Raw genomic sequence first — 23781 nt, forward strand, 5'->3', positions numbered from 1 at the left:
CCGACATGCACGCCAGCATCATCCTTCTGCTGCCCTTCTTTTCGGCGCTCCTCATCCTGCTGGGCCATCGCCAGCTCAAAGGCGCCGCCGTCCTCATTTCCGTCGGTTCCTCGATCATCTCCTTCGTTGCCTGCCTGTTCTTCCTGGCGACGGACGATGACAATAAGCTGCTGCTGCCCTTCATCGAAGTCGGTCAGCTTCAGGCGAGCATTGATGTCCTGATCGACAAGCAGAGCCGGGGCATGATGTTCATCGTCAGCTTCATCGGTATGCTGGTACACATCTTCTCCCTCGGTTACATGAAGGACGACGATGCCAAACCGCGGTTCTTCGGCGCTTTGTCGCTCTTCATGTTCTCGATGACCGGCATCGTGCTCGCCGGGAACCTCATCATGATGTTCATCTTCTGGGAGCTCGTCGGTTTGAGTTCCTACCTGCTGATCGGGCACTGGTATCAAAAGGCCAGCGCCGCCGAGGCCTGCAAAAAAGCCTTTCTCACCAACCGCATCGGCGATTTCGGCTTCATGATTGGCATCCTGCTGCTGTTTGGCGCGAATGGCGGCAACGTGAATCTAGACGATCTCGCCACAGCGTTCAGCTCAGGACCGCTGCGTCCTGACGCGCCCGGTTACAGCGCTGGATTCACCACGGCTGCCGCGCTGTGCATTTTCTTGGGTGCCGTCGGCAAATCCGCCCAGTTCCCGCTGCATGTCTGGCTTCCAGACGCGATGGAAGGCCCCACGCCGGTCTCCGCGCTCATCCACGCCGCCACGATGGTCGCCGCCGGTGTTTACATGCTGGTGCGTGTCAGCTTCCTCGTCACCGCATCCCCGCTAGCGGCGGAAATCATCGCTGGCATCGGTTGTGTCACCGCTTTGCTCGCCGCGCTGATGGCCACGCAGCAGAACGACATCAAGCGTGTGCTCGCCTACTCCACGCTCTCGCAGCTTGGCTACATGGTCATGGCCGTTGGTGCTGTCGCCATGGCGGCGCAGCATGGGCACGAGCCGCACGGCCCGAATCCCGGTCATCCCGCGATGTTCCACCTCTACACGCATGCTTTCTTCAAGGCGATGCTCTTCCTTGGCTCTGGCGCGGTCATTTATGCCTGCCATCACGAGCAGGACATCTGGAAGATGGGCGGTCTGCGCAAGCACATGCCCGTCACCTTCTGGACTTTTGCCATCGGCACCGTCGCCTTGATGGGATTGCCTCCGCTCAGTGGTTTCTGGAGCAAGGAGGCTGTGCTCGGGGCTGCGTATGACAGCGGCAGCAACATCCTTTTCCACGCTGGCACCCTTACCGCCGTGCTGACCTCGTTTTACATGACGCGGCTGCTCATCGTCGCCTTCCTCGGCAAGCCGCGCACCGATTCCGCGCATCACGCCACCGAAGCACCGATGGTCATGATTCTGCCGCTCGCGGTTCTGGCCCTTTTCTCGATCTTCTCCGCCTCCGACATTCTTGCCATGCCCTTGCAGGCGATGAAACCGCCGCACGTCGAAGGCCATCAGACCGTCCTCTTTGCCTCGCTCATCGCCCTCATCGTGGGCGCTGGTGGCGCGACCTACCTCTATCGCGGCAAGGACAAGGATCCGGTCAGCATCAAGCTCTTCGCCAACAAGTTCTACTTCGACGAGATCTACGCCGTCATCGTCCGTGTCTGTCAGGACCGCCTGGCGTGGATCGTCACCGCGCTGGAACGTGTGTTCGTTGATGGACTCGTCGCGCGTCTGCCAGCGGCAATCATCGCCCGCCTCGGTGCCGCCACCCGCATGCTGCAAGGAGGCCATTTACAAGGCTACACCTTCCTGCTGGGCGGCGGAGTCATCGCCGTGGTTTATCTCGTCGTGTTTGTGCTGCCCCGCCTGGGTCATTGATGGAAAAATTGAATGAGTGTTCTTGAAATCATCATCGCACTCCCGCTGCTCGCCGCTCTGGCGATCTGGCTGGGAGCGCCTGCCCGTGCTGCCTCCCTCGGCGCCACGTTCCTCAATCTGATCCTCGTGCTCGTTGCCACGGTGCAATACTCCGGCAAGGCCGCCAACGGCCTCGCCTTCACGTATTCGCGTCCGATTCTCGACAATCCCTCGCTCAGCTTCGCCGTCGGTGCGGATGGCATTTCGCTTATCCTCGCCTTGCTCACCACGCTGGTCATGCTGTCCGCCGTCTGGCAGATCGAAGACCGGCCGAACATCTTTTACATCTCCTCGCTGCTCATTGGCGGGGGTGCGCTTGGTGCCTTCCTCACCACCGATGTTTTCTTCATCTACGCCTTCCATGAGCTGGCGCTGATCCCGACCTTCCTCATGATCGCGCTGCATGGTCGCGCCGACGTCGCGCAGCGGAAGGCGGTCGCCTGGAAAGCCACGATTTACCTCGGTGCGGGCAGCTTGGTGCTCCTCGTCGGCCTGGTCTGGGCTGTGCTGGAGTTCAGCGGCGGCTCCAAGCTCACCTTCGATCTCGAGGCATTGCGCAATCAGGCGACGCTCACTCCATTGCCCGTCGCCAAGCAGGCGCAGATCTTTTTCGTCCTGCTGCTCGGCTTTGGCTCGCTCGTCAGTCTGTTCCCCTTCCATAGCTGGGCTGCGCCCGCTTACGCCACCGCACCGACTCCAGTCGCGATGCTGCACTCCGGCGTGCTGAAAAAATTCGGCCTCTACGGCCTCATCCGCATCGCCATGCCGCTGCTGCCGCAGGCGGTGCATGTCGAGTGGGTGCAAAACGCCCTGCTGCTCATGCTGCTGGGCAACATCCTTGTCATGGGCCTCGTCACCATCCACGCGAACCGCCTTGACGACACGCTGGCCAACTCCAGCGTCATGCACATGGGCTACATCTTCCTCGGCATCGCCGCAGGCAGCGAGATCGCCCTCAAAGGTGCGGTGATCCTCATGTTCGCCCACGGTGTGTCGATTGCGCTGCTGTTCGGGCTCTGCGGCCGCATGCGCAACCAGCTCGGCACCCTCGAATACAACAAGCTCGGCGGTCTCGCCGCTCACGCACCGGCGTTCACCGTGCTGTTCGCCTTCGGAGCCTTCGCTTCCATCGGCCTGCCCGGTCTCACCAACTTCGCCGGTGAGGTCATGATCTTCGTCGGCTCCTTCACCAGCTTCAAAGCAGGCGTGTTGAGCAATCTTCAATGGACCGTCATCCTGGCGCTGTGGGGCGTCGTGATGTCCGCCGTTTACATGCTGCGCGCCTACCGCAGCATCTTCCACGGCAGCGCCACCACCGGATTGTTCATGATCGACCCCGCCATATCGCAGCGCGTGCCGTTCATCCTGCTCGCCGCCACGCTCCTCGTCACCGGCTGCTGCCCTTGGCTGCTGCTTAACCTCATGAAATCCGCGCTGTAGTCCTGCCATGAGCGTTTTCACCATCGAAGCCGGCCTCGCCCTTCTCGGACTCGTCCTTCTGCTGGTCGAGGCTTTCAAGCCCGACATCTCCCGCCGCACGCTTGGCCTCACCGCCATCGCTGGCACCGCGCTCGCACTCGTTTTTCTCGTCTTCGCAAAGCACGACACCGCCAGCCTGCCCAGCTTCATGCAGCCATGGCATCAGCTCGACACACTCGCCCTTTTCTACAAAGGCTTCGCCCTCGTCATCACGCTCCTCGTGCTCTGGCTCACACTCGAATGCGCCCCGTATCTCACGCGCTTCACGGTCGATGGCAAACTGGCCGAAATGTTCAGCCTGCCGCTCATCGTCTGCGCCGGCATGATGTGGATGGCCTCCGCACGCGATTTGGTGACCGTCTTCGTCGCTCTCGAACTCGTTACCGTCAGCTTCTACGTCCTCGTCGCCTTTGCGCGCAAAAGCGCCTTCAGCCTCGAAGCGGGCGTCAAATATCTGATCCTTGGCGCTCTCTCGACCGGCATTCTCGTCTATGGCATCGCCTGGATCTACGGTGCCACCGGCACCATGAGCTTCGACGGCATCGCCAAAGCACTCGCCAATCCTGCCACGAGCAAAACCGCCGCCCTGTTCGGTGCCGCCATGCTGCTTTGCGGACTCGGCTTCAAAGTAGCCGCCGCGCCCTTCCACATGTGGGTGCCCGATGTCTATCAAGGCGCACCGACTCCCGTGACTGCTTTCTTGTCCGTCGGATCAAAGGCCGCCGGCTTCGTCGTCCTCACGCGTGCGCTTGATGCTTTCCTCGTGGAAGGTTCCATCATCGCCACCGAAATTCAGGCGCTGCTGCTCGTCGTCGGTTCTCTCACCGCCTTGCTCGGCAGCCTGCCCGCGATCTTCCAGACCAGCGTGAAGCGCCTGCTCGCTTACTCCAGCATCAGCCACGCCGGTTATCTGCTTCTCGCCCTCGCCTGCCGTGACAGCGCCCGCTTCGATCTCTCCTCCGGCGGCATCGTCGCCTTCTACCTTGCCACCTACCTGCCCATGACCGTCCTCGGCTTCCTCGGTCTCGGCCTCATGCGCGCCAACGGCCTTGGCGAGGACATCAAGGACTTCACCGGCCTCGCCAAACGCAACCCGCTGCTGGCCTTGGTGATGACGATCTCCTTCGCCAGCCTCGCAGGCCTGCCGCTCACTGCGGGATTCATCGGCAAGCTCTTCGTCTTCCTCGGTCTCGCCGACCACGGCTACTGGGGAGCCCTCAGTTGCGCCGTCATCGCCGCCGCCGCCGGATTCTACTACTACTTCAAGACCATCCTCGCGATGTACACCACCGAAGGCACCGACAGCCCGGTCCTGACACTCAGCACCGCCACCAAGTCCGTCGCCGGCGTCCTAGCCCTCGCCATCCTCATCCTCGGTGTCTATCCCAGGCCGCTGCAGAAGGTGCTGACACCTACCGCAACGGCCGTGGTGGCGAAGTAGCCGCAGTGGCCTACCTCCGCAGCATCACGATCAGCTCATCGATCTTGTTCGCGATGTCCTGCATCTCCGCTTGTGTCGGCGGATCGCTCACCGTCATTCCCAGCGTCGCCACTTGGTTGCTGTTGCTGCTGGTGGTGGCGATGGCGTCGGTGAGCTGCTGGAGCGAGACCTCGCCGGGAGCGCCCGGCAGGCCTGGCTCGCCTTGAATTCCCTGCTGACCCTGGCCACCATCGCTGCCGTTGCTTCCATCCGCCCCGTTGTTGCCATCATTCCCGCGAGGTATCTCGAAAACGAAGTGCAGCGTGGAGGTGTTCAGCGTGAGCGTCACCGTGGCCGGATCACCGGGATTGACGGTGGTCACTCCATCGACCTGAGCGCCGTTCACCGTGGCATTCGCGTCGATCAAAGTCTTGAGTCCTTGGAATTGAGATCTCATTTCGGCGGAGACCATGTCTGTTCCGTTGGCAGGGATGTTGGGATCGTAAGGCATAAAAAGGGAAGCGTTGAAGGTTGCAGTGAGCGGTGGAGGAGCATGAAAAAGGGGCCGGAAGAATTTCTCCCGACCCCTTCGGATGATGATGGGTCAGGCGATCAGCGCTTTGGCCGGATCGCTCCAGGGTCCCTTGTCACTCTCGCCGCGCACGGCGCGGGCACGCACCCAGCGGATCGCCATCGAAGGCTGGCCTGTGATGGTCTCGCTGCTGGTCGTCGTCGTGGAGTAATGCACCCAGCCCGTGCTCGGATTGTCGCTGACTTCCTTCTCATAGGCAGCGGCACCGGCTACGGGATTGTGCTGCACATCCATCTCGCCCGCGTTGTCACCCGTGGACGCGGCGAGCGCCGTCACCTGGCCCAGCGAAACGATCGGTGGGGCTTCAGAGGCCAGTTGATAACCGCTCTTCACCGCCTTCACCGCGTCATCCCCGCAGATGCCAGCCACCGCTGAGCCATTTTGGGTAAACATGAGCTGCGCCTCGGCGAGGAGAATGGGACGTGCAAGACGCAGTCCCTTCAATTCAGCTTCCTTGGTCGTGATGTCGCTCAGATTCGTCGCGACCTCCGTCACCTTGGCCGTGTAGTTGGCCAGTGAGACGGGGAGGTTCGGAAAATCCGCCGCGTTGGTCGTCAGCCCGTTTTTGACCGCTGTGAGCCGCGTGAGTTGATCGGCGGGTTTCAATGATGCGATGCCAGTAATCAGTGTGATCATTTTGGTTCGTTGGAGGGTGGCCGGAGCTGGCAGCGCGTCCCAGCTTTGCTGGGAATCCCAATGCTTGTTTGTGTCCCACGCAGCCATTTCCGGTCGGTTGATTTGATTGGAATTAGCGGGGACTCTGGGAGTTCGCCGCGTCAATGTCGAGCCGAATCCCGATGCTTCGAGAATTCCGCCGTGGAAGACCCTCCATGCCGCGTGGACGATTTCTCATGCCGCATGGAGGGCGGCACAGGCGGCGTGGAAGACCTCTCACGGCGCATGGAAGACCTCACAGGCGGCGTGGAAGAGCTCCCATGCCGCCTGGAAGGCGTTCCATGCCGCATGGACGACCTCTCATGGCGCGTGGAAGACCTTCCATGCCCCGTGGAAGAGCTCTCATGGCGCATGGAAGAGCTTCCATGCCCTCTGGAAGGCCTTCCACGGCAGGTTTAAAGCTCTGAATACCAACGTTTTAGATTGGATATGGGAGGGAATGCACCCTCAAAGCGGGGATAGGTCCCCGTCACCGCTCCCAGGGTCGTCAATCGGTATTAGACCTTCTTCACTTCCCCGATTTCCTCCGATTGTCGTCTTTGCACAACATCTGGCAGTTGGCCGCGTTCGTCTTCCCGCCCTCGTGCCATGGCTTGATGTGATCGCCTTCCATCTCGTTCAATTGAAACTTCGTCTTGCACTTTATGCAGACCCCCTTTTGCCGCTCATACGCTTCCCGCTTCATAGTGTCCGAGAAAGCGCGGATATTCAGGTGTCTCTCATCTTCATCCAGCACATATGGATAGATTCCCGATTTCCTTTCCACGTCGTCGTCTTGCATCAACTTTGCGACCTGTTTCTCCAGCTCCTCCGTATCAAAGTCGCGGTCCTTGCACTGATTGTAGAGAACTCCCCAATCCACCCCTTTCATCTCCCGCCGATACTCTGGGAACGTCGCTTTCACCCAGCTAATGACCTTTTGAAAGTATTGCCACAGCGGCGTCGCGTTCTTGTCGTGTTGATGCTTCGACATATACTCTTCGATTTTTCCCTCGGAGTGCCATTCGATCGCGGTCTGCAAAAGCTCCTGCCGGATCGCAACACCGCTGACATAATCACCCCCGACTTGATATGCTGGGCAATTTGTTTTACTGAAGATTTGCTTGGCACTGGCGGTCCACGGCCCGGCGTATACCGCGTTGCGTAATTCCTGATCGGTCAGTTTCTCACCGGCGATGTTGATCGTCCTGAACCACTCCAGTCGCTCGCTGTCGGTTCCAGAACAGAGATAGATCATCAGTTTGTAATCGAGAATCTGCTTTTGCTGGTCGTCCTTGAGATTGTGAAACGCCAGCCCTTTGATGGAGAACTCGCCGTTCACATATTGGCAGATTGAGAGCGTGCGCTGCTGCCCGTCGATCACCTCGAAATAGCCGTCCCCGCGCACCGCCCAGTACATGACGTTGAGCGGATAATCCTTGCGCACGGTGTCGATTACAGCATCCCGCTGCTTGTCCTTGTAAATGAACTCGCGCTGATACGGCGGACGAATGTCGAGCTTGCCGCCGTAGGCAACGACCCCTTGCTCAGCGTTGTCCGCAAAGCCGTCGGTTAACTTCTCCACCGTAACTTCTTTGAGTTGGATTTTCATAAGCCCTTGTTCTTGATGACGAGACGGTCATACATCCGGCGGTACGCGCCCTCGCCATCGGACAAGTAAAAGCGCGGTCCACCTTGCGAGAAGCTTCCCTTCTTAGCGACCTCTGACATGGGTCTAGCGAGGGTCCTACTCGACCCAAGAATCTCGAACTGGTCGGGGTTGTAGTGGTCCAGAAAGGTTACGGGTACACCCATAGCACCCTCGTAGTCACCTGGAATATCCGTATATTTGGAAATCTCAATAGCGTCGTAGTTTTTGTACTTTGGGTAAGACTTGCGCGAGTAGGTCTTGTAAAGAACCAACTCCTCGTGCCGCTTAGCAATGTCGAGGTTCGTGAACCAACACGCGTTCCCGAAGCTGCGCCAGTTCGTACCGTTCTCGTCGCGCCAGCTTCGCGCCTCTCGCATTTCGTAATGATCCGGCACGACGAAAGCCACTGGATGAGTGTAGCCCAACCAAATCTCGTTGCCCTTGATCAGATCGAATATTTCCTTGTAGCTAACAGCGTTTTGATTGCCGACGATGAGGAACTTTTTCTTGTATTTTACCAATTGCTCAACGTATTCACGGAAGAGAGAAAAGGGCGGGTTGGTGACGACAATATCCGCTTGCTTGAGCAGCTTGACGCATTCCTCGCTGCGAAAATCGCCGTCGCCTTTGAACTTGTGGACGCAGAATTTGGCCGGGTCGGGGACGCGGTTGCCGCTCTTGTCGCCGTCGTATTCGAGGCAGATTCCCCTCTCGGCTTTGTTCTTGCTAAACAAATCGGCATCGCAATTTTTGTAGCATGTGGCTATCAGTTTTTTCAGCTTCAACTTCTCGAAGTTGTGCGAGAAGTAGTGAAAGAATTTGCTGACCTTCGGATCATCGCAGTTGCACAGGACGGTCTTGTTCTTGAAATGCTTCGTGTAGTGCCGCAGCTCCTTCTCGATGTCGGAGAGCTGAGTGTAAAACTCGTCCTGCTTGGTCGCCTTCGCGGCGTGTAGGCTTCGATTTAACGGTTTGCTCGGCATTTCTCGCGGTTCTGTTGGCTCTGGATAGTGGGCTTCCGGTCGCGTTGCAACGGTTAATTCCCTGCTCGATCCTTCGCTCTACTGCCGACCAAACGGGCGAGGGGAACCGGGGGCAGGGCGCAAATTCTTGACTGAGGGGCCAAACCAGAGCGATCGGAGGGGACTCTGCCTGATCGAATGCTGTTAAAAAAGAAGCCCGAGCCACACATCGTGACTCGAGCAACCAACGCAATTGGAGGACAATTCGCTTACGCGTATTGAATCAATTTCCACGTGACCGCCTGTCCTGCGTAGGGCGGCATTTTGTTCCCCTTCGAAATGGGTGCTGTAGTTGTTGGATTACCAACAACCTGCCAGACGCCGCTTTCGGGGCAGGTTTCACCAGTGCGTGCAGTTGTGCCCAGAGGGGCTTTGGTTAATGTGCTCATATCGTGTGTGTGTGTGTGTGTTTATGGGTTATGTGTTTCGGGCCTTTGCCCAATGACATCATGATGCCTGTTGGAGTTTGCTCAGGGGCAAACTTTGGGAACAATTCCCGCACCAAAAACAGTGATTTGCGGAGACCCCTGGTATCTGTTAGTGACAAGTTATGCGGACTGATTTACAGCATGATCTTCAACGGCTACGTGAACTAGCATTTCATCTCCATGAGAAGTCCGTGGATCTTTTGAAGCGGTTCCAGCAATCCAAGAAGGAAATCAATTCCAACCCGTTATCGGAGCAAATATGGAAGGTCTATGATTGGCTCTTGGTTCCGTACTCTCTTTGGCCTCTCGATTTTCAAGGCATGGCGGAGCATCTTCTCAAGCTGATAAAGTTGAAGAAGGAATTTGATCGACCTCTTAACCTATTGCTTGAAATCATCAGTCCACCACCTTCACGTCTCGCGACCGCTGAAATCGAGAAATTCGAACATTTGATGCAAAGCGGCAAATATGATCGCCTGACCAAGCAGCCCGCCAAGTTTAGCGAGGTGGAGGCGGCACTATCCGAGGATGCGGATTTCGATAATTCATGGCGTCTGATAAAGTCCCATTTTGACCACTCCAAACTTGCAAACAGAAGCGGCGTAATTCGACGCAGGCTGTCTCAAGAGCGGAATTTTAGGCAGGGCTGGGAGTTTTCTTGGGCTACCAAAAAACAGCGATTCTTAGCGCTATTCGACGCAATGTGTCATCGTTGGAAACTGTACGGCATCCAAAAGGACAGACCATTGTTGCTGAAGGTAAGCATCAATCCAACACCATATGGAACGATGATCGTTATACCGGGGCATTGGAGCTTGGACAATAAACGTGATTTGGATTGGGCTGCGATTAAACGGATTCATCGCGTGCATGGAGCGATGAACCAAGGGCCGAAACTCAGCGCAGCTAGAACAGAGAGAATACAGGAGGCCCAAAAGGTGAAGGCTCTATGGGAGGCCGCAAAGAAGCAGAATTTGCGGGGCGATAAAAGAGTCGAGCATGTGTTAACAGCCATGAAAAAAGATCCGAGGACCGATCCGAGTTGGGTAAAGCGGCACCTTCGGCTTGCAAAATCGTCTGATCAGAACAGAAGGTGATTCGTGATAGATATCGCAAGGCGTCCCATCGTCAGAGCCGCCATCCCGCTTCTCGCAGCTTTTGCAGCAGATCGATCTGGCGCTGGCCCACTCTGCTAGCCTTCCCTTGGTTCATCCGCAGCGGCATGAGTTCCAGATTGGCGATGACTTTGTCCAACTGCGGAGCCACGGCGAAGGGGATGATGTGATCCGCGCTCAACTGGTCTCCGGCATAGAGAAGAAGATGCCTGGCATTATGCGCTCGTTCTGCGGCCCTTTAGACTGCCTCGAAACGTGGACAATGATTGACACCAGCGGCGTGAAGCGGGTAAAACTGGCCGCATGCCTCGTCTTGCTGCCGTCCTTTGCCTCTCCTTCGTCGCATGCCTCCCATGTCTGGCCCACGCCCAGGAGCGCAGGCTGCCCGAACTCTCCGCCAATCTCGACGCGCTGCTGAACTTCGCGGAGCTGTGGCAATGGGGTCCAGAGAGATTCGAGAAAAACTATGTGCTGAAGCTCGAAGACCAGGAGAAGCAGCAGAAGGCACCGCAGTTTGAATGGGTGAGCACCGCGCGTGACCGCGCCCGCTTCTCCCGCCACATGTTCAGCAACGCCGAGACCAACCTGACGATGTTCGGTGGCTCGATCAAGGTGGAGGAGGCCATTCTGGAGTTTGTGAATGGCAAAGCAGCACGCGCCACGATCTCGTTCTACAATCGCGGCGATTCCGGTGACATCGAAGTGAAGGAATTTGACCGCATCTTCAAAACGATCGGCCAGAACCTCGGTCAGGTGACGAAAGTGGGTCCCAAAAAGCAGCTTATGTCCACGAACGCGGCGCTGCCCGTCACGGGCTGGATGTGGAGCGCCCCCACGGGTGTCGCGTTGCTCGAATACAATGAGTACAACACGCCCGGCAAAGCCACGAAGCCTGAATTCCTGCGCTTGAAGCTCGCCGCGCCGAATCAAGCCGATTGGAGCATGGGCAAACTGGCCGTCGGCGTGCAGCGCATGGAACTGCTCAAGCGCGTCACCAAAACCCCCGAGGGCGATGTGTACATCAGCGGCGTGCCGATGGTGGATCAGGGGCAAAAGGGCTATTGCGTCGCCGCGAGCTGCCAGCGCCTGTTTGAATACATGCGCATCCCCTGTGACCAGCACGAGATGGCCAAACTCGTCAGCGTGGATGCGGACAGCGGTGCGAACATCATGACGATGCAGAAGAGCCTCGCGAAGATCGACAGCGCCTTCAAAGTCACCTTCAAACCACTGGTGAATCCCGAGTTGTATTACAGTGCGGGCCGCAAGCGCCGAGTCTCCGAAAAGGAGTACCTTTCCATCATCAAAGAGAACGTTGAAAAGGGTGTCCCACTGCTGTGGGGCCTCATGCTGGGCCAGAAGCCGGAGGAGCCCCCGCTCCCGGGCGGTGGCCAGGTCAGCGGCGGCCACATGCGCATGGTCATCGGCTACAATTTGGCGAAGAACCAGGTGCTCTTCACCGACTCCTGGGGTGCTGGCCACGAACTCAAGCGCATGGCGCTGCTCGATGCCTACGATGTCACGATGGGCCTCTACTCGATGGCTCCGCGGGGCTTCTGATCACGCGGCGCGGCCTTCTTCCGCATCCATCAGATCGAAGAAGGTCACGATGTCCTCACGGTCGGGGAAGCCGGCCTCTGCTCTTTGCTCCACGAGGCCCTTTGAGGCGGCATCGCGCCAGCCGCGCTTGGACATGAAGCCGTTCCAGATTTCGATCTGTTCTGTTGTCGGGCGGTTGCCATTCTGGCAGCACCATTCGAGAATCTCCTCGTCCGTGCCGCCTTCGAGCGTGCGTTTCGTCAGGGCATTGAAGTCCACACCGAGAAATTTGCACACGCGCTCGTCGAACGTGCGGTTGCCCGGCGTGTAGCCGAGGTGGTAGCCCTCGGGCAGCTTGCCCTCTTTGGCGAACAGACGGATTTTGTCGAGGATGCGGCCAAAGACGAAGATGCCGCCGACCATGTCACGAGGGGAACGAATGGGGAATGCCATGCGTCTTTTTAACGAGGACGCACGGCCAAGTCAATCCGTCGGGCCGTTACTCGGCCTTCTTCTTGCCCTTTCCTTTGCCTTTGGGAGTCGCGGCAGGAGCCACTTTTTCACCGGGCTTCGGCAGCGTGGCCTTCACGTCTTCCCAGGCAGGATTCAGCGTGGCCTCACGGATGGTGAGATTGCGAAAATCGACTGACTGGCCGGCGACGGTGAAGCCGGGAGCTGCTTTCTCGGTTTTGAACAGATCATTCGCGCCCCAGGCCACGAGGTCATCGACTTTGCCGAGCATCGTGTCGTCCACCATTTCGAGACGGACCTTGTGCCAGCCCTCGCCGAGCTCTGCGGGGAAGCGGGCGAAGACGACGGCCTTGTCCGGGCCTTCATGGTCGTTGTCATCGCGTTGAATCGTGACGGACTTCGGCGTGATCATGATGCGCGCCATGTGGTCCTTGACCGCGTTGATCGAGAGGCTGGTGCTCTTCGCTCCTGCAAACTTGAACTCGTACTCGACGACGAAATTCTGCAGCTTGTTCGGCAGGCGGGTGACGGCGCCATGCTTGTCCGCCTCGAGTTCAGAACCGCGCATCACGCCCTCAACCAGCTCCCACTTGCCCTTGGCGGCCTTCCATGGAGCGCCGGGAGTCGTGTCGAGTTTGTTTTCATAGATGACTTTGCCGGGGACGGCGAGGAGAGGCGTGTCATCGGCACGGACGCCAAACGCGGCCAGAGTGAGGCAGAGGGTGATGAGGCTGGTGTGTTTCATGGGGCGTTGAAAACGGAGACCCTGCATCCTTGTTGCACCTGTTTTCCAGACCTGATAGAACCGCCGCATGCAAACATCTGTCGTTTGTTTTTTCCTCATGCTGCTGGGTCACTTGTTTGCCTTGGCAGGAGAGACTCTGCCGCACGAATCACCGTGGACTGGAGGCTCTGGGACATCCTCCAATCATCAGGAAATAAAGTGGCGAAAATGGATGGAGGCGACGGTGTTTCCTGAGTTCGAGTTCACTGGATCGCTGGAAGATGCGATCGAGCATTTGATGGTGCAGTCGAAGAAAGTGACTCCAGATGGTCGAATGGTCGGAGGTTTTGTTCTCAGGGGTGAATTCGACAAAATCCGGGTGAACATCAAACTCAGAGGCAGAAACGCATTGGAGATTATTGACTCGATGTGTGCCCTGGCAAATGCGACATGGACGCTCGCTCCGCATTCAATCATCATCCAACGAGATGCCAAACCTCCAACCAGATAACCTTCGCACATGCGCACGACTGCTGTCTGCCTCATCCTTCTCTTCCTTCGCATGCAAGCTGCTGAACCCACCGCCGATGCCTGGCTGGCCAAAACGAACATTGCTCCGCCGTTGCAGGTGCCGGCGACATTGGCGGTGTGGACGAAACAGCGTGGAGAGATTCGCGCCAAACTAAACGAACTGCTGGGGGATCTGCCGCCGCGACCGCCCGTGTCGGCGTTTCAAGTCATTGCCAAGGAAGACAAAGGCAGCTACACGCACGAGACGATTCAGTTCGACAACGGTGCGGGTGAAATTGTGAAGGGTTATTTGTTTGTGCCAAAGACAGCGACACCGCAAAACAAAGCCCCGGCCATTCTCTACTGCCACTGGCATGGCGGGCAATACGACCACGGCAAGCAGGAGATGGTGCAGACGAATGCGACCCCCGTGACGCCGGGACCGGCGCTGGCGGAGGCGGGTTATGTGGTGCTGGGCATCGACGCACCGTGTTTTGGCGAGCGGAATGGCAAAGGACCGGATGGTCCGCAGCAGAAGGGCGGCAATGGCGAGATGACGGCGGCGAAGTTCAATCTCTGGGCCGGACGCACGCTGTGGGGCATGATCGTGCGCGATGATCTGACAGCGCTGGATTACCTCTGCTCGCGGCCCGAGGTGGATGCACAGCGTATCGGCGTCACCGGCATGAGCATGGGATCGACACGCAGTTGGTGGGTGATGGCGATGGATGACCGTCCCCGTGCGGCGGTGTGTGTGGGCTGCATGACGCGCTACGAGGAACTGATCCGCGCCGGCATGCTCAGAGCGCACGGGATTTACTACTTCGTGCCCGGCATGCTCCAAAACTTCGACAGCGAGGCCGTGATCGCGCTCGCCGCACCGCGTGCGATGCTGTTCATGACTGGCGACCAAGACGGCGGCTCACCAATTGAAGGTGCCAGGAAAATCGGCGAGATCGTCGGCAAGGTGTATGCGCTGCATGGCGATGACGCGAAGCAGCGTTTCGAGAACGCCATTTATCCCGGCATCGAGCATGTGTACCTGCCCGAGATGTGGGAGAAGACAGTGGAGTGGATGAATCGCTGGGTGAAACAGCGCTGAGAGCATAGGGCGAAGGGCATGGAGTCGCTTTGTGCCGGGCGAAGTTCTTGCCGTGTCTCTACGCTCTCAGCCCTTTGCCCTTCGCTTCATTACCACGAACTCAAATCATCATGGAGCTGCTCCATCTCGCGTGAGAACGCTGCACGTTCGGGCATGTCGGGTTCGCCGTAGGGGACGATCTCGATGACGTTTTTGCGCAGGGCGGTGATGCCGCTGCCAGCGTTGGCTGTTTGAATCGACTTCCAGGCGCAATCCGCGAAGCGCGCGGCGAGAATGCAGTCCTGTGGCGTGGTGTGGCCGCCGCGCTGCAAGTGGCCGAGCACCGAGGGGCGCACTTCGAGATCCGGAAACGGTGCGCCGCTGCGCTGGAAGTATTCCTGGAATGCGTCCATCAGCACGTAGGCGCGGTTGCGCTTCTGCGGCGGATCAAATTCCACGCCTTCGGCCACCAGCACGATGGCGTGGCCGCGGCCGCGGGTCATCGCCCCTTCGATTTTGGCGGCGAGTTTCTTCATCGCTTCATCGTTCAGCGCACCGCCTTCCGGTGTGATGATCATCTCCGCCCCGGAGGCCAGACCGGCCATGCGCGCGAGGTCGCCGCTCGCACGGCCCATCGTTTCCAGCACCATGACGCGGCGGTGGCTACGTGCGGTGTCGATGAAGTGATCCACGGCCCAAACGAGCGTGTTCACCGCCGTATCGACACCGAGCGCCATGTCGGTGAATTGCAGGTCGTTATCAATCGTGGCCGGAATGCCGATGACGCGAAGGTCGCTCTCTTGGGCGAGCAGTCTGGCGCCCGTGAGTGAGCCGTCACCCCCGACGACGACGAGCGCGCGCACGTTGAGGTCTTTGAGCAGTTGAATGACCTTCGTGCGCACTTCCTTCTCGTGAAACTCCAGGCAGCGTGCCGAGCCGAGAATGGTGCCGCCTTTGCCCATGATGCCGCTCACGCTGGCGTGGTCCATCTGGATCACATGAAGCTGCTCGGAGATCAATCCCGCGCGGCCCGTGTGCGTGGCGATGTCCTTTTTCAAACGCACCAGCGCCTCGGCATCACCATTCACGGCGCGCGCGGTGCGCACCAGGCCGCGATAGCCGTCACGAATGCCGAGCACGGCGATTTTTTCGCGGTTCAGGCCCAGGCGCACGATGGCGCGTAGGAAAGCGTTCATGCCAGGCGAGTCGCCGCCGCTGAAGAGAACGGCGACGGATTGTTCGGGGAAAGTGGGGGTCATGGAAAAGGGGTTGGGGAGGTGCTGCCTTAGCGAGTTCTCCACGAGAGGCAAGCGACGGCTGATGCATGGCAGATTCTCGATCTTGATAGCACGAATGAGCGTGATAAGAGCACGAGTGTCCCCCGCTTTCGCCACCACGCTGTTTCCGCTCATTGCCGCCTTGTTGTATGCGTTCGGGGCGCTTGTGCTAAAGCGCTCCAGCGATCTCGGCGTGGGCCTCTGGCGTACGACTTTCGTGGCGAACATCATCGTCGCAGCGCTGTTTTCGCTGCTCTGGCTGCTCGGCGGCCCGCCGGTGGAAAAAGAGCTGCTCTGGCAGCCCGGCGTGATCGCCCTGTGCCTCTTTGTCGGCCAGCTCTCGCAGTTTCTCGCGCTGGAGAAAGGCGATGTGTCCGTGGCGGTGCCCGTGTTTGGCTTGAAGGTCATCCTCGTCGCCTTTCTCACGCCGATCCTGATTGGCGAGGCCGTGAGCCTGAAACTGTGGATCGCCGCCTTCCTCAGCGTGCTGGGCATCACGTTTCTCAATCGCAAAGACGCCGACCAGCCGCCGCGCCATCTGCTGATCACCTTCATCGCCGGCGGCACCGGCGCGATGGCGTTCGCAGTGTTTGATGTGCTCGTGCAAAAATGGGGACCAAGCTGGGGCGCTGGCCGCCTGCTGCCATGCATCTTCTGGATCAACTCTCTCTTGTCCTTCGGCCTCATCTTCCGGTTCTCCGCGCCGCTGAGCGCCATTCCGCGTCAGGCCTGGCGCTGGCTCGGCGGCGGTTCGCTGCTGCTCGGCACGCAGAGCATCATCTTCGTCAGTACTCTCGCCGTCTTTGGCAAGGCCACCTCCGCCAACATCGTCTATGCCTCGCGCGGACTCCTCAGCGTCGCGCTGGTGTGGATGGTCGGCCACTGGTTCGTCAACGCCGAGCAGCACCTCGGCCCCAAGGTCATGCGCTGGCGTCTGGCCGGCGCGTTGCTGATGATGAGCGCGATCGTGCTGGTAGTCGTGTGAAGCGATTCAGCAAGTCACGGGTTCCAGCCACGTTAAGGTGGCATGAAGACGTCACTTTGGATTGGTGGATTCGTGCTGGGCGCTGTTCTGGCTCACGCGGCGGAAGTTGAACCTCAGCCCTTTCTTGCGGCGACGCAGCGCTTGATCGATGCGACGAACTTTCTCGGTTCGCCGTTCAGTGCCGATGAGATCACCACGTTGAAGGCCTGCATTCAGACCGGCGATGCCGCCAAGGCGCAAGCCGTGCTGGATGCTCATGCGCTGTTTCAGGTCACCATCAGTCCCGAACAGCGCGTGAAAGTCGCGGCGGGCGCGGCGAAGCCGGTGCTCGATGAAGCTGGCTGGCGACAGTATCTGGTGCGGGTCGATAACGAAGCGGGCGTGACCGCGAAGCTCGCGGGGAGCAGTCCGCAGGCGAAGGAAGAGTATGTGAAAGGCTCACCGCCCGTGGTGCCGAACTCGAAGCCGCGTGATCCCGGCGAACCGGCGCTCTCCACGCGCTGGCTGGACATGCAGATGTTTGAAGCACCGCCGATGAAGACGAATTTGAGCGGTCTCGGCGTCGAGTATCGCATCATCCAGCTCTACAGCCGCGATGCCGGGAAGCGTGATGCCACGTTCAGCTTCGACACGGGCCAAGGCACGCAGGATCTTGGCTTCCGTAATGAAGTGAGCCTGCTCTTCGACTGCAAACCGGCACGCGAGTTGAAACTGAGCATCCTGGATGAAGATGGGAAGCCCTGCTTTGCCGAACTGCTCATCAAAGATGCCGCAGGGCGTGTGTATCCCTCGCAGATCAAGCGTGTGGCACCGGATTTCTTCTTCCACCCGCAGGTGTATCGCGGCGATGGCGAGGTCTTGAAGCTGCCGGATGGCGACTACGACATCACCTTCCGTCGCGGGCCAGAATCACTCGCTGAATCGCGGCAGGTGAAGGTGTCAGGCGAAAACGTGGCGCTGAAGTTCCAGGTGAAGCGCTGGGTCGATCCGTCCAAGCTCGGCTGGTGGAGTGGCGATCATCACATCCACGCCGCAGGCTGCGCGCATTACTCGCAACCGACGATGGGCGTTCATGCGCCCGACATGGCGCGACATTGCATGGGCGAGGACTTGAAAGTCGGCGCGAACCTCACCTGGGGGCCGTGCTTCGATTATCAGAAGCAGTTCTTCACCGGCGCGGAAGACAAGGAGTCACGCTTCCCCTTCCTGCTGCGTTACGATGTCGAGGTCAGCGGTTTCGGTTCGCACAAGAGCGGTCATCTTTGCCTGCTGAAGCTCAAGGAGCAGATGTATCCCGGCGGAGACAGCACCGCGCACTGGCCCACGCTTTGTCTCAACACCTTAAAGTGGGGAAAGAAGCAGGGAGCGCTCGTCGGCCCCGCGCACAGCGGCTGGGGCCTGCAACCGGTTGCGCCGGAAGAATTGCGCGCGGGTTCCAGCAAGAACGCCAAGGATTTGAAGATCGCCACGGACGCGCTGCCGAACTACATCGTGCCGCCTTTCAACGGCATCGGCGCGTGCGAATACATCGCCGATGTCACGCACATGGTCCCCGGCCCGAATGGCAAGCTGGTGCCTGCCGTCGATTTCCTCTCGATGGTCGATACGCCGCACACCTGGGAGCTGAACATCTGGTATCACACGCTCAACGCCGGCTTCCGCACCCGCGTCAGTGGCGAGACCGACTTCCCCTGCATCTACGGCGAACGCGTCGGCCTCGGTCGCGCCTATGTGAAGCTCGACGACAAGCTCACCTACGACGCGTGGTGCGAAGGCATCCGCTCCGGTCGCGCGTACGTCAGTGATGGCAAGAGCCACCTCATGGAGTTCAAGGCCAACGACCTCGAACTCGGCGTCAACGGCAGTGAATTGAAGCTCGCCAAGCCCACCACGATCAAACTCACCGCCAAAGTCGCCGCACGACTCGATGAGCAGCCAATCCCCGGCATCCAGGGCCTCGCCCCCGACAAAAAACCCTTCTGGGACATTGAGCGCGCGCGCATCGGCACCAAGCGCGAAGTTCCCGTCGAAGTCATCGTCAATGGCGAGTCCGTCGCGCAGCAAATCATCGTCGCCGACGGCACCACACGCGACCTGACCTTCGACGTGCCCGTGACCAAGAGCTGCTGGGTAGCCCTCCGCATCCGTGCCAGCTCCCACACCAACCCGATCTTCGTCATCGTCGCCGACAAACCCATCCGCGAAAAACGCAGCCTCGAATGGTGCCTCAAGGGTGTCGAGCAATGCTGGTCCCAGAAAGAAGCGCTTATTGATCCCAAGGAACATGATGATGCCGTGGCGGCGTATGAGCACGCGCGGAAGGTGTATCGGGAGAGGCTGGCGGAGTGAGGGTTATTCAATGCGGAGGCAATCGTAGCCTCGAAACAGGTTTATCAGCGTTTGTTTGAGCCGCTCCAGCGCATCAGCGTGCAGATTGAGTCCAACTTCCGCTTCATTCACACCTCCTAATATCTGAGCAGTGGCTACTGTGAACTCGATATGAACTGAGATTGCAGACCATCGTGGACGAGGAACGGGCGCACGGTTCTCGCATCCCTTCAGGATGCGCCTTTGAGCAAGGTTGGGGTGCTGTCATGTTTCCAGGGGCGGCGCTCGCTTCGTGAGCTTGCACCCTGGCCACCTTCTGTGATCTCTCCGGGATCATTGCGATTTAAGTCACCGGAACTCGAACCTCACCCCACCACCAACTCCACCGGACAATGATCGCTGCCATGCACATCGTCACGGATCGTGCATGACTTGAGCGCAGGCTTCAGCTTCTCCGACGCGAGCCAGTAATCCAAACGCCAGCCGATGTTCTTGGCCCGCGCGTCCGGCGTGCGCTGGGTCCACCAGGTGTAGCGGTGCGGGCTGGGATCGAATTGGCGGAAGACATCGAGGAAGCCGGCGTCGAGATGCTTGGTGAAGCTGGCGCGTTCCGCATCGCTGAAACCGGGGTTCATGCGATTCGATTTTGGATTCGCGAGATCGATCTCCTGATGCGCGCAGTTGAGATCGCCGCAGGCAATGACGGGCTTGGTTTTTTCGAGCTGCTTCAAATGCGCACGGTAGGCGTCGTCCCACTGGAGGCGGTAGCTGAGGCGGGCGAGCTCCGCCTGGGAATTGGGCGTGTACACATTGACGAGATGAAAGTCGGGGAACTCCACGGTGATGAGGCGGCCTTCACGGTCGTGCTCGTCGATGCCGAAACCGAGAGCAGAGGTCTTGAAAGGCACGCGGCTGAGGATCAGCGTGCCGGAGTAGCCTTTCTTCACGGCGCTGTTCCAGACGGCGCTATAGCCGTTGAACCAGCCGAGATCGACCTGCTCCATCTGCGCTTTCGTTTCTTGCAGGCAGATGACATCGGCGTCGCCGGTTTCGAGATATTCGCGGAGGCCTTTGTTGAGTGAAGCACGGATGCCATTGACGTTCCAGGAGGTGAGTTTCATGGGGAAAATGAGGAGTGACGAATTAGGCCGGAAAGCATCCACAGGAAAGGGAGATGTCGAAGGGGTTGCGATTCGAAGTGTTCCCGGCTTTGACTGACACATGAACTTTGACCCGCTGGCACAGCATTATCGCTGGATGGAGGCGTTGTTTGCGGGGGAACGGCTGCAACGCTGCCGTACAGCGTTTTTGGAGGCGATTCCAGCTCCGACAAACGTGCTGGTGTATGGCGAGGGGAACGGACGTTTTCTCGTGGAGCTGTGCCGGCGTTTTCCGACGGCAGGGGTGACGGTGGTGGATGCCAGCCCGGTGATGATCAAGCTCGCGCGTGAACGGTTGCGGCGTGAGGGATTGAAGAACGTACCGGTGGAGTTCATTCACGCGGATGCGCTGACCTGGGAGCCGCCTGTATCATCGTTTGATCTCATCGTGACCTGTTTCTTCCTCGACTGCTTTCGCGAGGATCAGTTGCAGCAGTTGATGCCCACCATCGCTCGTGCGGCCACGCCGAAGGCACGGTGGTTGATCGCGGATTTCAAACTGGCAGAGTCTGGCCTGCGACGGCTGCGCAGCCGACTGATCGTGGCGTTGCTGTATGCGTTCTTCCGCTGTGTGACGCGCCTTCCCGCGAGTTCACTCATCGCACCAGAGCCTTGGCTGATGGCGTCCGGTTTCACCTTGATGCGGCATGAAGAACATGATCACGGCATGCTTTACAGCGACTGGTGGGAACGCTGAGAGATTGCGTCTCAGGCGCGTCGCAGAACATGTGCATTCGATGACAAGATGCGTGGATCAAAGCGAATGTGCGTGTGCTTTATCTGCACATGGACAACAAACCACACTCCCCGAATCGGTGGTTGCCTGCGCTGGGTCTTAGCGCACTGGCAGCCGTGTCACTTTCAACCGCAACCGCAGGTGCGCCCGCCGTCGAGGCCGCTGACTGGAAGGTCAACACCATCGCGCCGGTGACGAACCCGATCTTCTTCGAAGATCCGGTGATCCGCTCCGAGATCCGCCCGATCTTCGTGTATCATACGATCGACAAAGGCTTCCTCACCGGCGGCGGTCATGCCACACTCTACGCGCTGCAGCTCCGTTACGCGCTGACGGACCGCCTTGCGCTCATCGCGACGCAGGACGGTCATTTCGACATCGATTCCCCCGGTCTGAACGTGGATGGCTGGATGGACCTGGCCGCCGGGTTCAAATACGCGCTGATCGACGATGCGGCGAATCAGTTCATCCTCACGCCCGGCCTCACCTTCCACATCCCCACGGGTGACAAGGAAGTCTTCCAAGGTCGTGGTGGCGGCGAGTTCAATCCATTCGTGTCATTCGCCAAAGGCTACGGCGACTTCCACATTACGGGTAATGTCGGCCTGCGCATCCCGGTCACAACCGACGAGCAGAACCTCGTGGCTCATTACAGCCTGATGCTCGACTACTACACCTGCCGCTGGTTCATTCCTTTCTTCACGGCGAACTTCTGGACCAATCTTAACGACGGCACGAACATCCCCGGTTTGCGTGGCAACGGCTACGATGTGATCAACTTCGGTGGTGGCAACGCCAACGGTAACACGCAGGGCACCCTGGGCATCGGCTTCCGCAGCCGCATCCTTGATAACGTGGACCTCGGTTTCGCCTATGAGATCGCGGCGGTGCGGCCCTACGGGCTGACCAACAACCGCGTGACCGTGGACATGTGCATTCGTTTCTAAGTTTGGGTGATGCTGAGTCGGGCAAGACGCACGGGGGCGAAAGTCCCCGTGCGTTTCTGTTGCCGGGCACGTCCGGTGACTGCATCATGGCGCCCCTGACCACCATGAAACGCCACGCCCTTCTCCACGCCGCCGGCGCTCTTGCGCTCATTCTCATGCTGAACGCCTGTGGCAAAACGGAGCAGCCCGCTGCTGCAAAGCTGGCGCCACCTCCTGCTCCCGAAGCACCGCCACCGGCCAAGGTCGCGGAGAAACCGGTGGAGCCGGTGAAGCCACAAGAACCGGTGATCGCCGCCATGCCTATCGATCTGAACGGCTTCGGCAGCGACGAGCCAGCGGAACGGGCCGATGAGCCGACACGCGGCGTCATCATCATCAATCCGAAGGACATCACGCACCTGAACCAGCAGCACTGGGATCAATACGACTGCACCAGTTTCACTGCGAAACGCTGGGGCCGCTATGAGGTGCGCCTAACCTACACGCTCAGAAACGCCACGATTGGCACGCAGTTCCGCTTCGCCCAGCAGCCGTTGAAAAAGACCCTCGTGGCCGCCAGCCAGCCGAAACGCGCCGTCTATGGCACGGTGTATGTCGAAAAGAGCACCCTGTATCCCTTTTCGCTCTATGTGGCGGCGACTGGAGCAGAGCCTGGTTTCGAAATCCATCAGGTGACCTTCGTTCCCGCTCCTGAGGGCCCCGCGCCCGTGCAGGCCGCGGATGGCAGCATCGTGCTCGAAGCGGGCAGCGCCACGACGTGGTCGGAAAACATGCGCTACGAGCCGAAGCCCGAGAAAAACTGCCTCGGCTTCTGGACGAGCGCGGACGACTTCGCCGAATGGCAGTTCGATGTCGCCAAACCCGGCCGCTACAAGGTCACCGTCGTTCACGGCTGCGGCACCGGCGAAGAAGGCAGCGAAGTTGCCGTCAAACTCGGCGGCCAGGAGCTGAAGTTCACCGTGAAGGACACCGGCGGCTTCCAGAAGTGGTCCGAAGCGGCGGTCGGCGAGGTCGAAATCAAAAGCACCGGCAAACAGAACCTCGTCATCGATCCGGTGACCAAGGCGAAGAGCGCCGTGCTTGATGTACACAAAGTCCTGCTCACGCCAGTGAGCTGAGTTCGTTCGCATGGACTGCTCGCGCACGCCCACCCGCGATCCTGAGATCTGGCTCGACCTCGCGCCGGAGTTTTCGCAGGCCATGGCGCGGCAGGTGCGCGCCTGGATTCAACGCTGGGAGCCGGACCTCACCGAGTCGATCAAGTGGCACATGCTGTGTTTCAGCGGCCGGAAGCTCGTCTGCGGCCTCAGCGCGTGCCAGAAACACCTCGGCATCACGTTCTTTCGCGGCACGGAGCTGCGTGAGATCACCAACCTCTTCGAAGGCGGCGAAGCCAACACCAGCATCCAGTCCATCCGTGTCACCAAACCGGAGAAGCTCAATGCGCAGGCCTTCCGGCGTCTGCTGCATGCCGCCGTGGCCTTGGACGCCGATGCATCCGCCAAACCGCCGCCACCCAAGCAGCGCGAAGAATGGCCGATGCCGCCTGCGCTTGCGAAGGCATTGAAGAAAAACCCGGCTGCTGCGGCTGGTTTCAATTCACTTCGACCCACGTATCAGCGCGAGTACAAAGTCTGGATCAGCACCGCGAAGCAGGAGGAGACGATTCAGCGCCGCTTGAATGAAACGCTCCGTGCCCTTGCCGCTGGGAAGAAGTGGATGCAGCGGAAAGACGCCTGACGA

At 59.3% G+C, this 23781-nt stretch carries 23 protein-coding genes; 13 read left to right on the forward strand and 10 right to left on the reverse strand.

Translation table 11 applies throughout. The features are described from left to right. Positions 1–5 precede the first annotated feature (5 nt). From nuoL to U1A53_RS05470, 3 genes are read left to right on the forward strand one after another with little or no spacing between them, the layout of a single operon-like run. Positions 6–1880, forward strand: a complete 1875-nt coding sequence (nuoL, locus tag U1A53_RS05460; RefSeq protein ID WP_322279492.1) for an NADH-quinone oxidoreductase subunit L — start codon at positions 6–8, stop codon at positions 1878–1880. A gap of 12 nt (positions 1881–1892) precedes the next feature. Beyond that, on the forward strand, positions 1893–3359 hold the full coding sequence (locus tag U1A53_RS05465) for an NADH-quinone oxidoreductase subunit M (protein ID WP_322279493.1): 1467 nt from the start codon (positions 1893–1895) through the stop codon (positions 3357–3359). 7 nt (positions 3360–3366) lie between these two features. Then, a complete protein-coding gene (locus tag U1A53_RS05470; protein ID WP_322279494.1) occupies positions 3367–4839 on the forward strand; it encodes an NADH-quinone oxidoreductase subunit N in 1473 nt (490 codons plus the stop codon). Positions 4840–4849: 10 nt separating this feature from the next. On the opposite strand, the gene U1A53_RS05475 is transcribed toward U1A53_RS05470, so the two are convergent. The 5 genes from U1A53_RS05475 to U1A53_RS27060 form a co-directional block, all read right to left on the reverse strand. After that, the gene (locus tag U1A53_RS05475; protein ID WP_322279496.1) at positions 4850–5329 is read right to left on the reverse strand and encodes a hypothetical protein; all 480 of its coding nucleotides are present in this window, start codon (positions 5327–5329) and stop codon (positions 4850–4852) included. Between the two features lie 93 nt (positions 5330–5422). After that, positions 5423–6046 (reverse strand): hypothetical protein, encoded by a 624-nt coding sequence (locus U1A53_RS05480; RefSeq protein WP_322279497.1) that lies wholly within the window; start codon positions 6044–6046, stop codon positions 5423–5425. A 547-nt stretch (positions 6047–6593) separates the two neighbouring features. Next, positions 6594–7676 carry a DUF262 domain-containing protein gene (locus U1A53_RS05485; protein WP_322279498.1) on the reverse strand — a complete coding sequence of 361 codons (1083 nt, stop codon included), beginning with the start codon at positions 7674–7676 and terminating at the stop codon, positions 6594–6596. After that, entirely contained in the window at positions 7673–8698 is a 1026-nt protein-coding gene (locus tag U1A53_RS05490) for an adenine-specific methyltransferase EcoRI family protein (protein ID WP_322279499.1), read from the reverse strand. The genes U1A53_RS05485 and U1A53_RS05490 overlap by 4 nt, the downstream gene beginning before the upstream one ends. 248 nt (positions 8699–8946) lie before the next feature. Next, positions 8947–9126, reverse strand: coding sequence for a hypothetical protein (locus tag U1A53_RS27060; RefSeq protein WP_345786479.1), 180 nt, complete (start codon positions 9124–9126; stop codon positions 8947–8949). A 161-nt stretch (positions 9127–9287) separates the two neighbouring features. On the opposite strand from U1A53_RS27060, the gene U1A53_RS05495 reads away from it, so the two are divergent. Then, entirely contained in the window at positions 9288–10262 is a 975-nt protein-coding gene (locus U1A53_RS05495; protein WP_322279500.1) for a hypothetical protein, read from the forward strand. Positions 10263–10293: 31 nt separating this feature from the next. On the opposite strand, the gene U1A53_RS05500 is transcribed toward U1A53_RS05495, so the two are convergent. Next, positions 10294–10461: a hypothetical protein gene (locus U1A53_RS05500; RefSeq protein ID WP_322279501.1), complete on the reverse strand. Its 168-nt coding sequence runs from the start codon at positions 10459–10461 to the stop codon at positions 10294–10296. 122 nt (positions 10462–10583) lie between these two features. Between U1A53_RS05500 and U1A53_RS05505 the strand changes: the two genes are divergently transcribed. Further along, entirely contained in the window at positions 10584–11840 is a 1257-nt protein-coding gene (locus tag U1A53_RS05505) for a C39 family peptidase (RefSeq protein WP_322279503.1), read from the forward strand. Here the strand turns inward: U1A53_RS05505 and U1A53_RS05510 are convergent, their stop codons facing one another. Together U1A53_RS05510 and U1A53_RS05515 are read right to left on the reverse strand one after the other, a co-directional pair. Further along, on the reverse strand, positions 11841–12272 hold the full coding sequence (locus tag U1A53_RS05510) for a DUF5069 domain-containing protein (protein ID WP_322279504.1): 432 nt from the start codon (positions 12270–12272) through the stop codon (positions 11841–11843). It lies immediately after the preceding gene. A gap of 46 nt (positions 12273–12318) precedes the next feature. After that, on the reverse strand, positions 12319–13035 hold the full coding sequence (locus U1A53_RS05515) for a hypothetical protein (protein ID WP_322279505.1): 717 nt from the start codon (positions 13033–13035) through the stop codon (positions 12319–12321). Positions 13036–13102: 67 nt separating this feature from the next. Here U1A53_RS05515 and U1A53_RS05520 point away from each other — a divergent pair, with 67 nt between their 5' ends. Both U1A53_RS05520 and U1A53_RS05525 read left to right on the forward strand, forming a co-directional pair. Continuing rightward, positions 13103–13525: a hypothetical protein gene (locus U1A53_RS05520; protein ID WP_322279506.1), complete on the forward strand. Its 423-nt coding sequence runs from the start codon at positions 13103–13105 to the stop codon at positions 13523–13525. Positions 13526–13534: 9 nt separating this feature from the next. Then, on the forward strand, positions 13535–14626 hold the full coding sequence (locus tag U1A53_RS05525) for an alpha/beta hydrolase family protein (RefSeq protein ID WP_322279507.1): 1092 nt from the start codon (positions 13535–13537) through the stop codon (positions 14624–14626). Positions 14627–14715: 89 nt separating this feature from the next. Here the strand turns inward: U1A53_RS05525 and U1A53_RS05530 are convergent, their stop codons facing one another. Continuing rightward, positions 14716–15864, reverse strand: coding sequence for a 6-phosphofructokinase (locus tag U1A53_RS05530; RefSeq protein ID WP_322279508.1), 1149 nt, complete (start codon positions 15862–15864; stop codon positions 14716–14718). A gap of 115 nt (positions 15865–15979) precedes the next feature. On the opposite strand from U1A53_RS05530, the gene U1A53_RS05535 reads away from it, so the two are divergent. Both U1A53_RS05535 and U1A53_RS05540 read left to right on the forward strand, forming a co-directional pair. Next, positions 15980–16867 carry a DMT family transporter gene (locus tag U1A53_RS05535; protein WP_322279510.1) on the forward strand — a complete coding sequence of 296 codons (888 nt, stop codon included), beginning with the start codon at positions 15980–15982 and terminating at the stop codon, positions 16865–16867. Between the two features lie 42 nt (positions 16868–16909). Further along, positions 16910–19216, forward strand: coding sequence for a CehA/McbA family metallohydrolase (locus U1A53_RS05540; RefSeq protein WP_322279511.1), 2307 nt, complete (start codon positions 16910–16912; stop codon positions 19214–19216). Positions 19217–19560: 344 nt separating this feature from the next. On the opposite strand, the gene U1A53_RS05545 is transcribed toward U1A53_RS05540, so the two are convergent. Then, positions 19561–20316 (reverse strand): exodeoxyribonuclease III, encoded by a 756-nt coding sequence (locus U1A53_RS05545; protein ID WP_322279512.1) that lies wholly within the window; start codon positions 20314–20316, stop codon positions 19561–19563. 100 nt (positions 20317–20416) lie between these two features. Here U1A53_RS05545 and U1A53_RS05550 point away from each other — a divergent pair, with 100 nt between their 5' ends. The 4 genes from U1A53_RS05550 (at position 20417) to U1A53_RS05565 (ending at position 23778) form a co-directional block, all read left to right on the forward strand. Further along, on the forward strand, positions 20417–21052 hold the full coding sequence (locus U1A53_RS05550; RefSeq protein WP_322279514.1) for a class I SAM-dependent methyltransferase: 636 nt from the start codon (positions 20417–20419) through the stop codon (positions 21050–21052). Between the two features lie 155 nt (positions 21053–21207). Further along, positions 21208–22038 (forward strand): hypothetical protein, encoded by an 831-nt coding sequence (locus U1A53_RS05555; RefSeq protein WP_322279515.1) that lies wholly within the window; start codon positions 21208–21210, stop codon positions 22036–22038. Between the two features lie 104 nt (positions 22039–22142). Next, positions 22143–23156: a hypothetical protein gene (locus U1A53_RS05560; protein WP_322279516.1), complete on the forward strand. Its 1014-nt coding sequence runs from the start codon at positions 22143–22145 to the stop codon at positions 23154–23156. A 10-nt stretch (positions 23157–23166) separates the two neighbouring features. After that, positions 23167–23778, forward strand: a complete 612-nt coding sequence (locus tag U1A53_RS05565; protein WP_322279517.1) for a YdeI/OmpD-associated family protein — start codon at positions 23167–23169, stop codon at positions 23776–23778. Positions 23779–23781 lie beyond the last annotated feature (3 nt).

It is taken from the genome of Prosthecobacter sp., from assembly GCF_034366625.1.
Lineage (GTDB): Bacteria > Verrucomicrobiota > Verrucomicrobiia > Verrucomicrobiales > Verrucomicrobiaceae > Prosthecobacter.

What these genes read in the sequence shown, in the direction of transcription:
- nuoL (WP_322279492.1), top strand. Translation starts at nt 6, where the DNA reads ATGCACGCCAGCATCATCCTTCTGCTGCCCTTCTTTTCGGCGCTCCTC.
- U1A53_RS05465 (WP_322279493.1), top strand. Translation starts at nt 1,893, where the DNA reads ATGAGTGTTCTTGAAATCATCATCGCACTCCCGCTGCTCGCCGCTCTG.
- U1A53_RS05470 (WP_322279494.1), top strand. Translation starts at nt 3,367, where the DNA reads ATGAGCGTTTTCACCATCGAAGCCGGCCTCGCCCTTCTCGGACTCGTC.
- U1A53_RS05475 (WP_322279496.1), bottom strand. Translation starts at nt 5,329, where the DNA reads ATGCCTTACGATCCCAACATCCCTGCCAACGGAACAGACATGGTCTCC.
- U1A53_RS05480 (WP_322279497.1), bottom strand. Translation starts at nt 6,046, where the DNA reads ATGATCACACTGATTACTGGCATCGCATCATTGAAACCCGCCGATCAA.
- U1A53_RS05485 (WP_322279498.1), bottom strand. Translation starts at nt 7,676, where the DNA reads ATGAAAATCCAACTCAAAGAAGTTACGGTGGAGAAGTTAACCGACGGC.
- U1A53_RS05490 (WP_322279499.1), bottom strand. Translation starts at nt 8,698, where the DNA reads ATGCCGAGCAAACCGTTAAATCGAAGCCTACACGCCGCGAAGGCGACC.
- U1A53_RS27060 (WP_345786479.1), bottom strand. Translation starts at nt 9,126, where the DNA reads ATGAGCACATTAACCAAAGCCCCTCTGGGCACAACTGCACGCACTGGT.
- U1A53_RS05495 (WP_322279500.1), top strand. Translation starts at nt 9,288, where the DNA reads ATGCGGACTGATTTACAGCATGATCTTCAACGGCTACGTGAACTAGCA.
- U1A53_RS05505 (WP_322279503.1), top strand. Translation starts at nt 10,584, where the DNA reads ATGCCTCGTCTTGCTGCCGTCCTTTGCCTCTCCTTCGTCGCATGCCTC.
- U1A53_RS05510 (WP_322279504.1), bottom strand. Translation starts at nt 12,272, where the DNA reads ATGGCATTCCCCATTCGTTCCCCTCGTGACATGGTCGGCGGCATCTTC.
- U1A53_RS05515 (WP_322279505.1), bottom strand. Translation starts at nt 13,035, where the DNA reads ATGAAACACACCAGCCTCATCACCCTCTGCCTCACTCTGGCCGCGTTT.
- U1A53_RS05520 (WP_322279506.1), top strand. Translation starts at nt 13,103, where the DNA reads ATGCAAACATCTGTCGTTTGTTTTTTCCTCATGCTGCTGGGTCACTTG.
- U1A53_RS05525 (WP_322279507.1), top strand. Translation starts at nt 13,535, where the DNA reads ATGCGCACGACTGCTGTCTGCCTCATCCTTCTCTTCCTTCGCATGCAA.
- U1A53_RS05530 (WP_322279508.1), bottom strand. Translation starts at nt 15,864, where the DNA reads ATGACCCCCACTTTCCCCGAACAATCCGTCGCCGTTCTCTTCAGCGGC.
- U1A53_RS05540 (WP_322279511.1), top strand. Translation starts at nt 16,910, where the DNA reads ATGAAGACGTCACTTTGGATTGGTGGATTCGTGCTGGGCGCTGTTCTG.
- U1A53_RS05545 (WP_322279512.1), bottom strand. Translation starts at nt 20,316, where the DNA reads ATGAAACTCACCTCCTGGAACGTCAATGGCATCCGTGCTTCACTCAAC.
- U1A53_RS05550 (WP_322279514.1), top strand. Translation starts at nt 20,417, where the DNA reads ATGAACTTTGACCCGCTGGCACAGCATTATCGCTGGATGGAGGCGTTG.
- U1A53_RS05560 (WP_322279516.1), top strand. Translation starts at nt 22,143, where the DNA reads ATGAAACGCCACGCCCTTCTCCACGCCGCCGGCGCTCTTGCGCTCATT.
- U1A53_RS05565 (WP_322279517.1), top strand. Translation starts at nt 23,167, where the DNA reads ATGGACTGCTCGCGCACGCCCACCCGCGATCCTGAGATCTGGCTCGAC.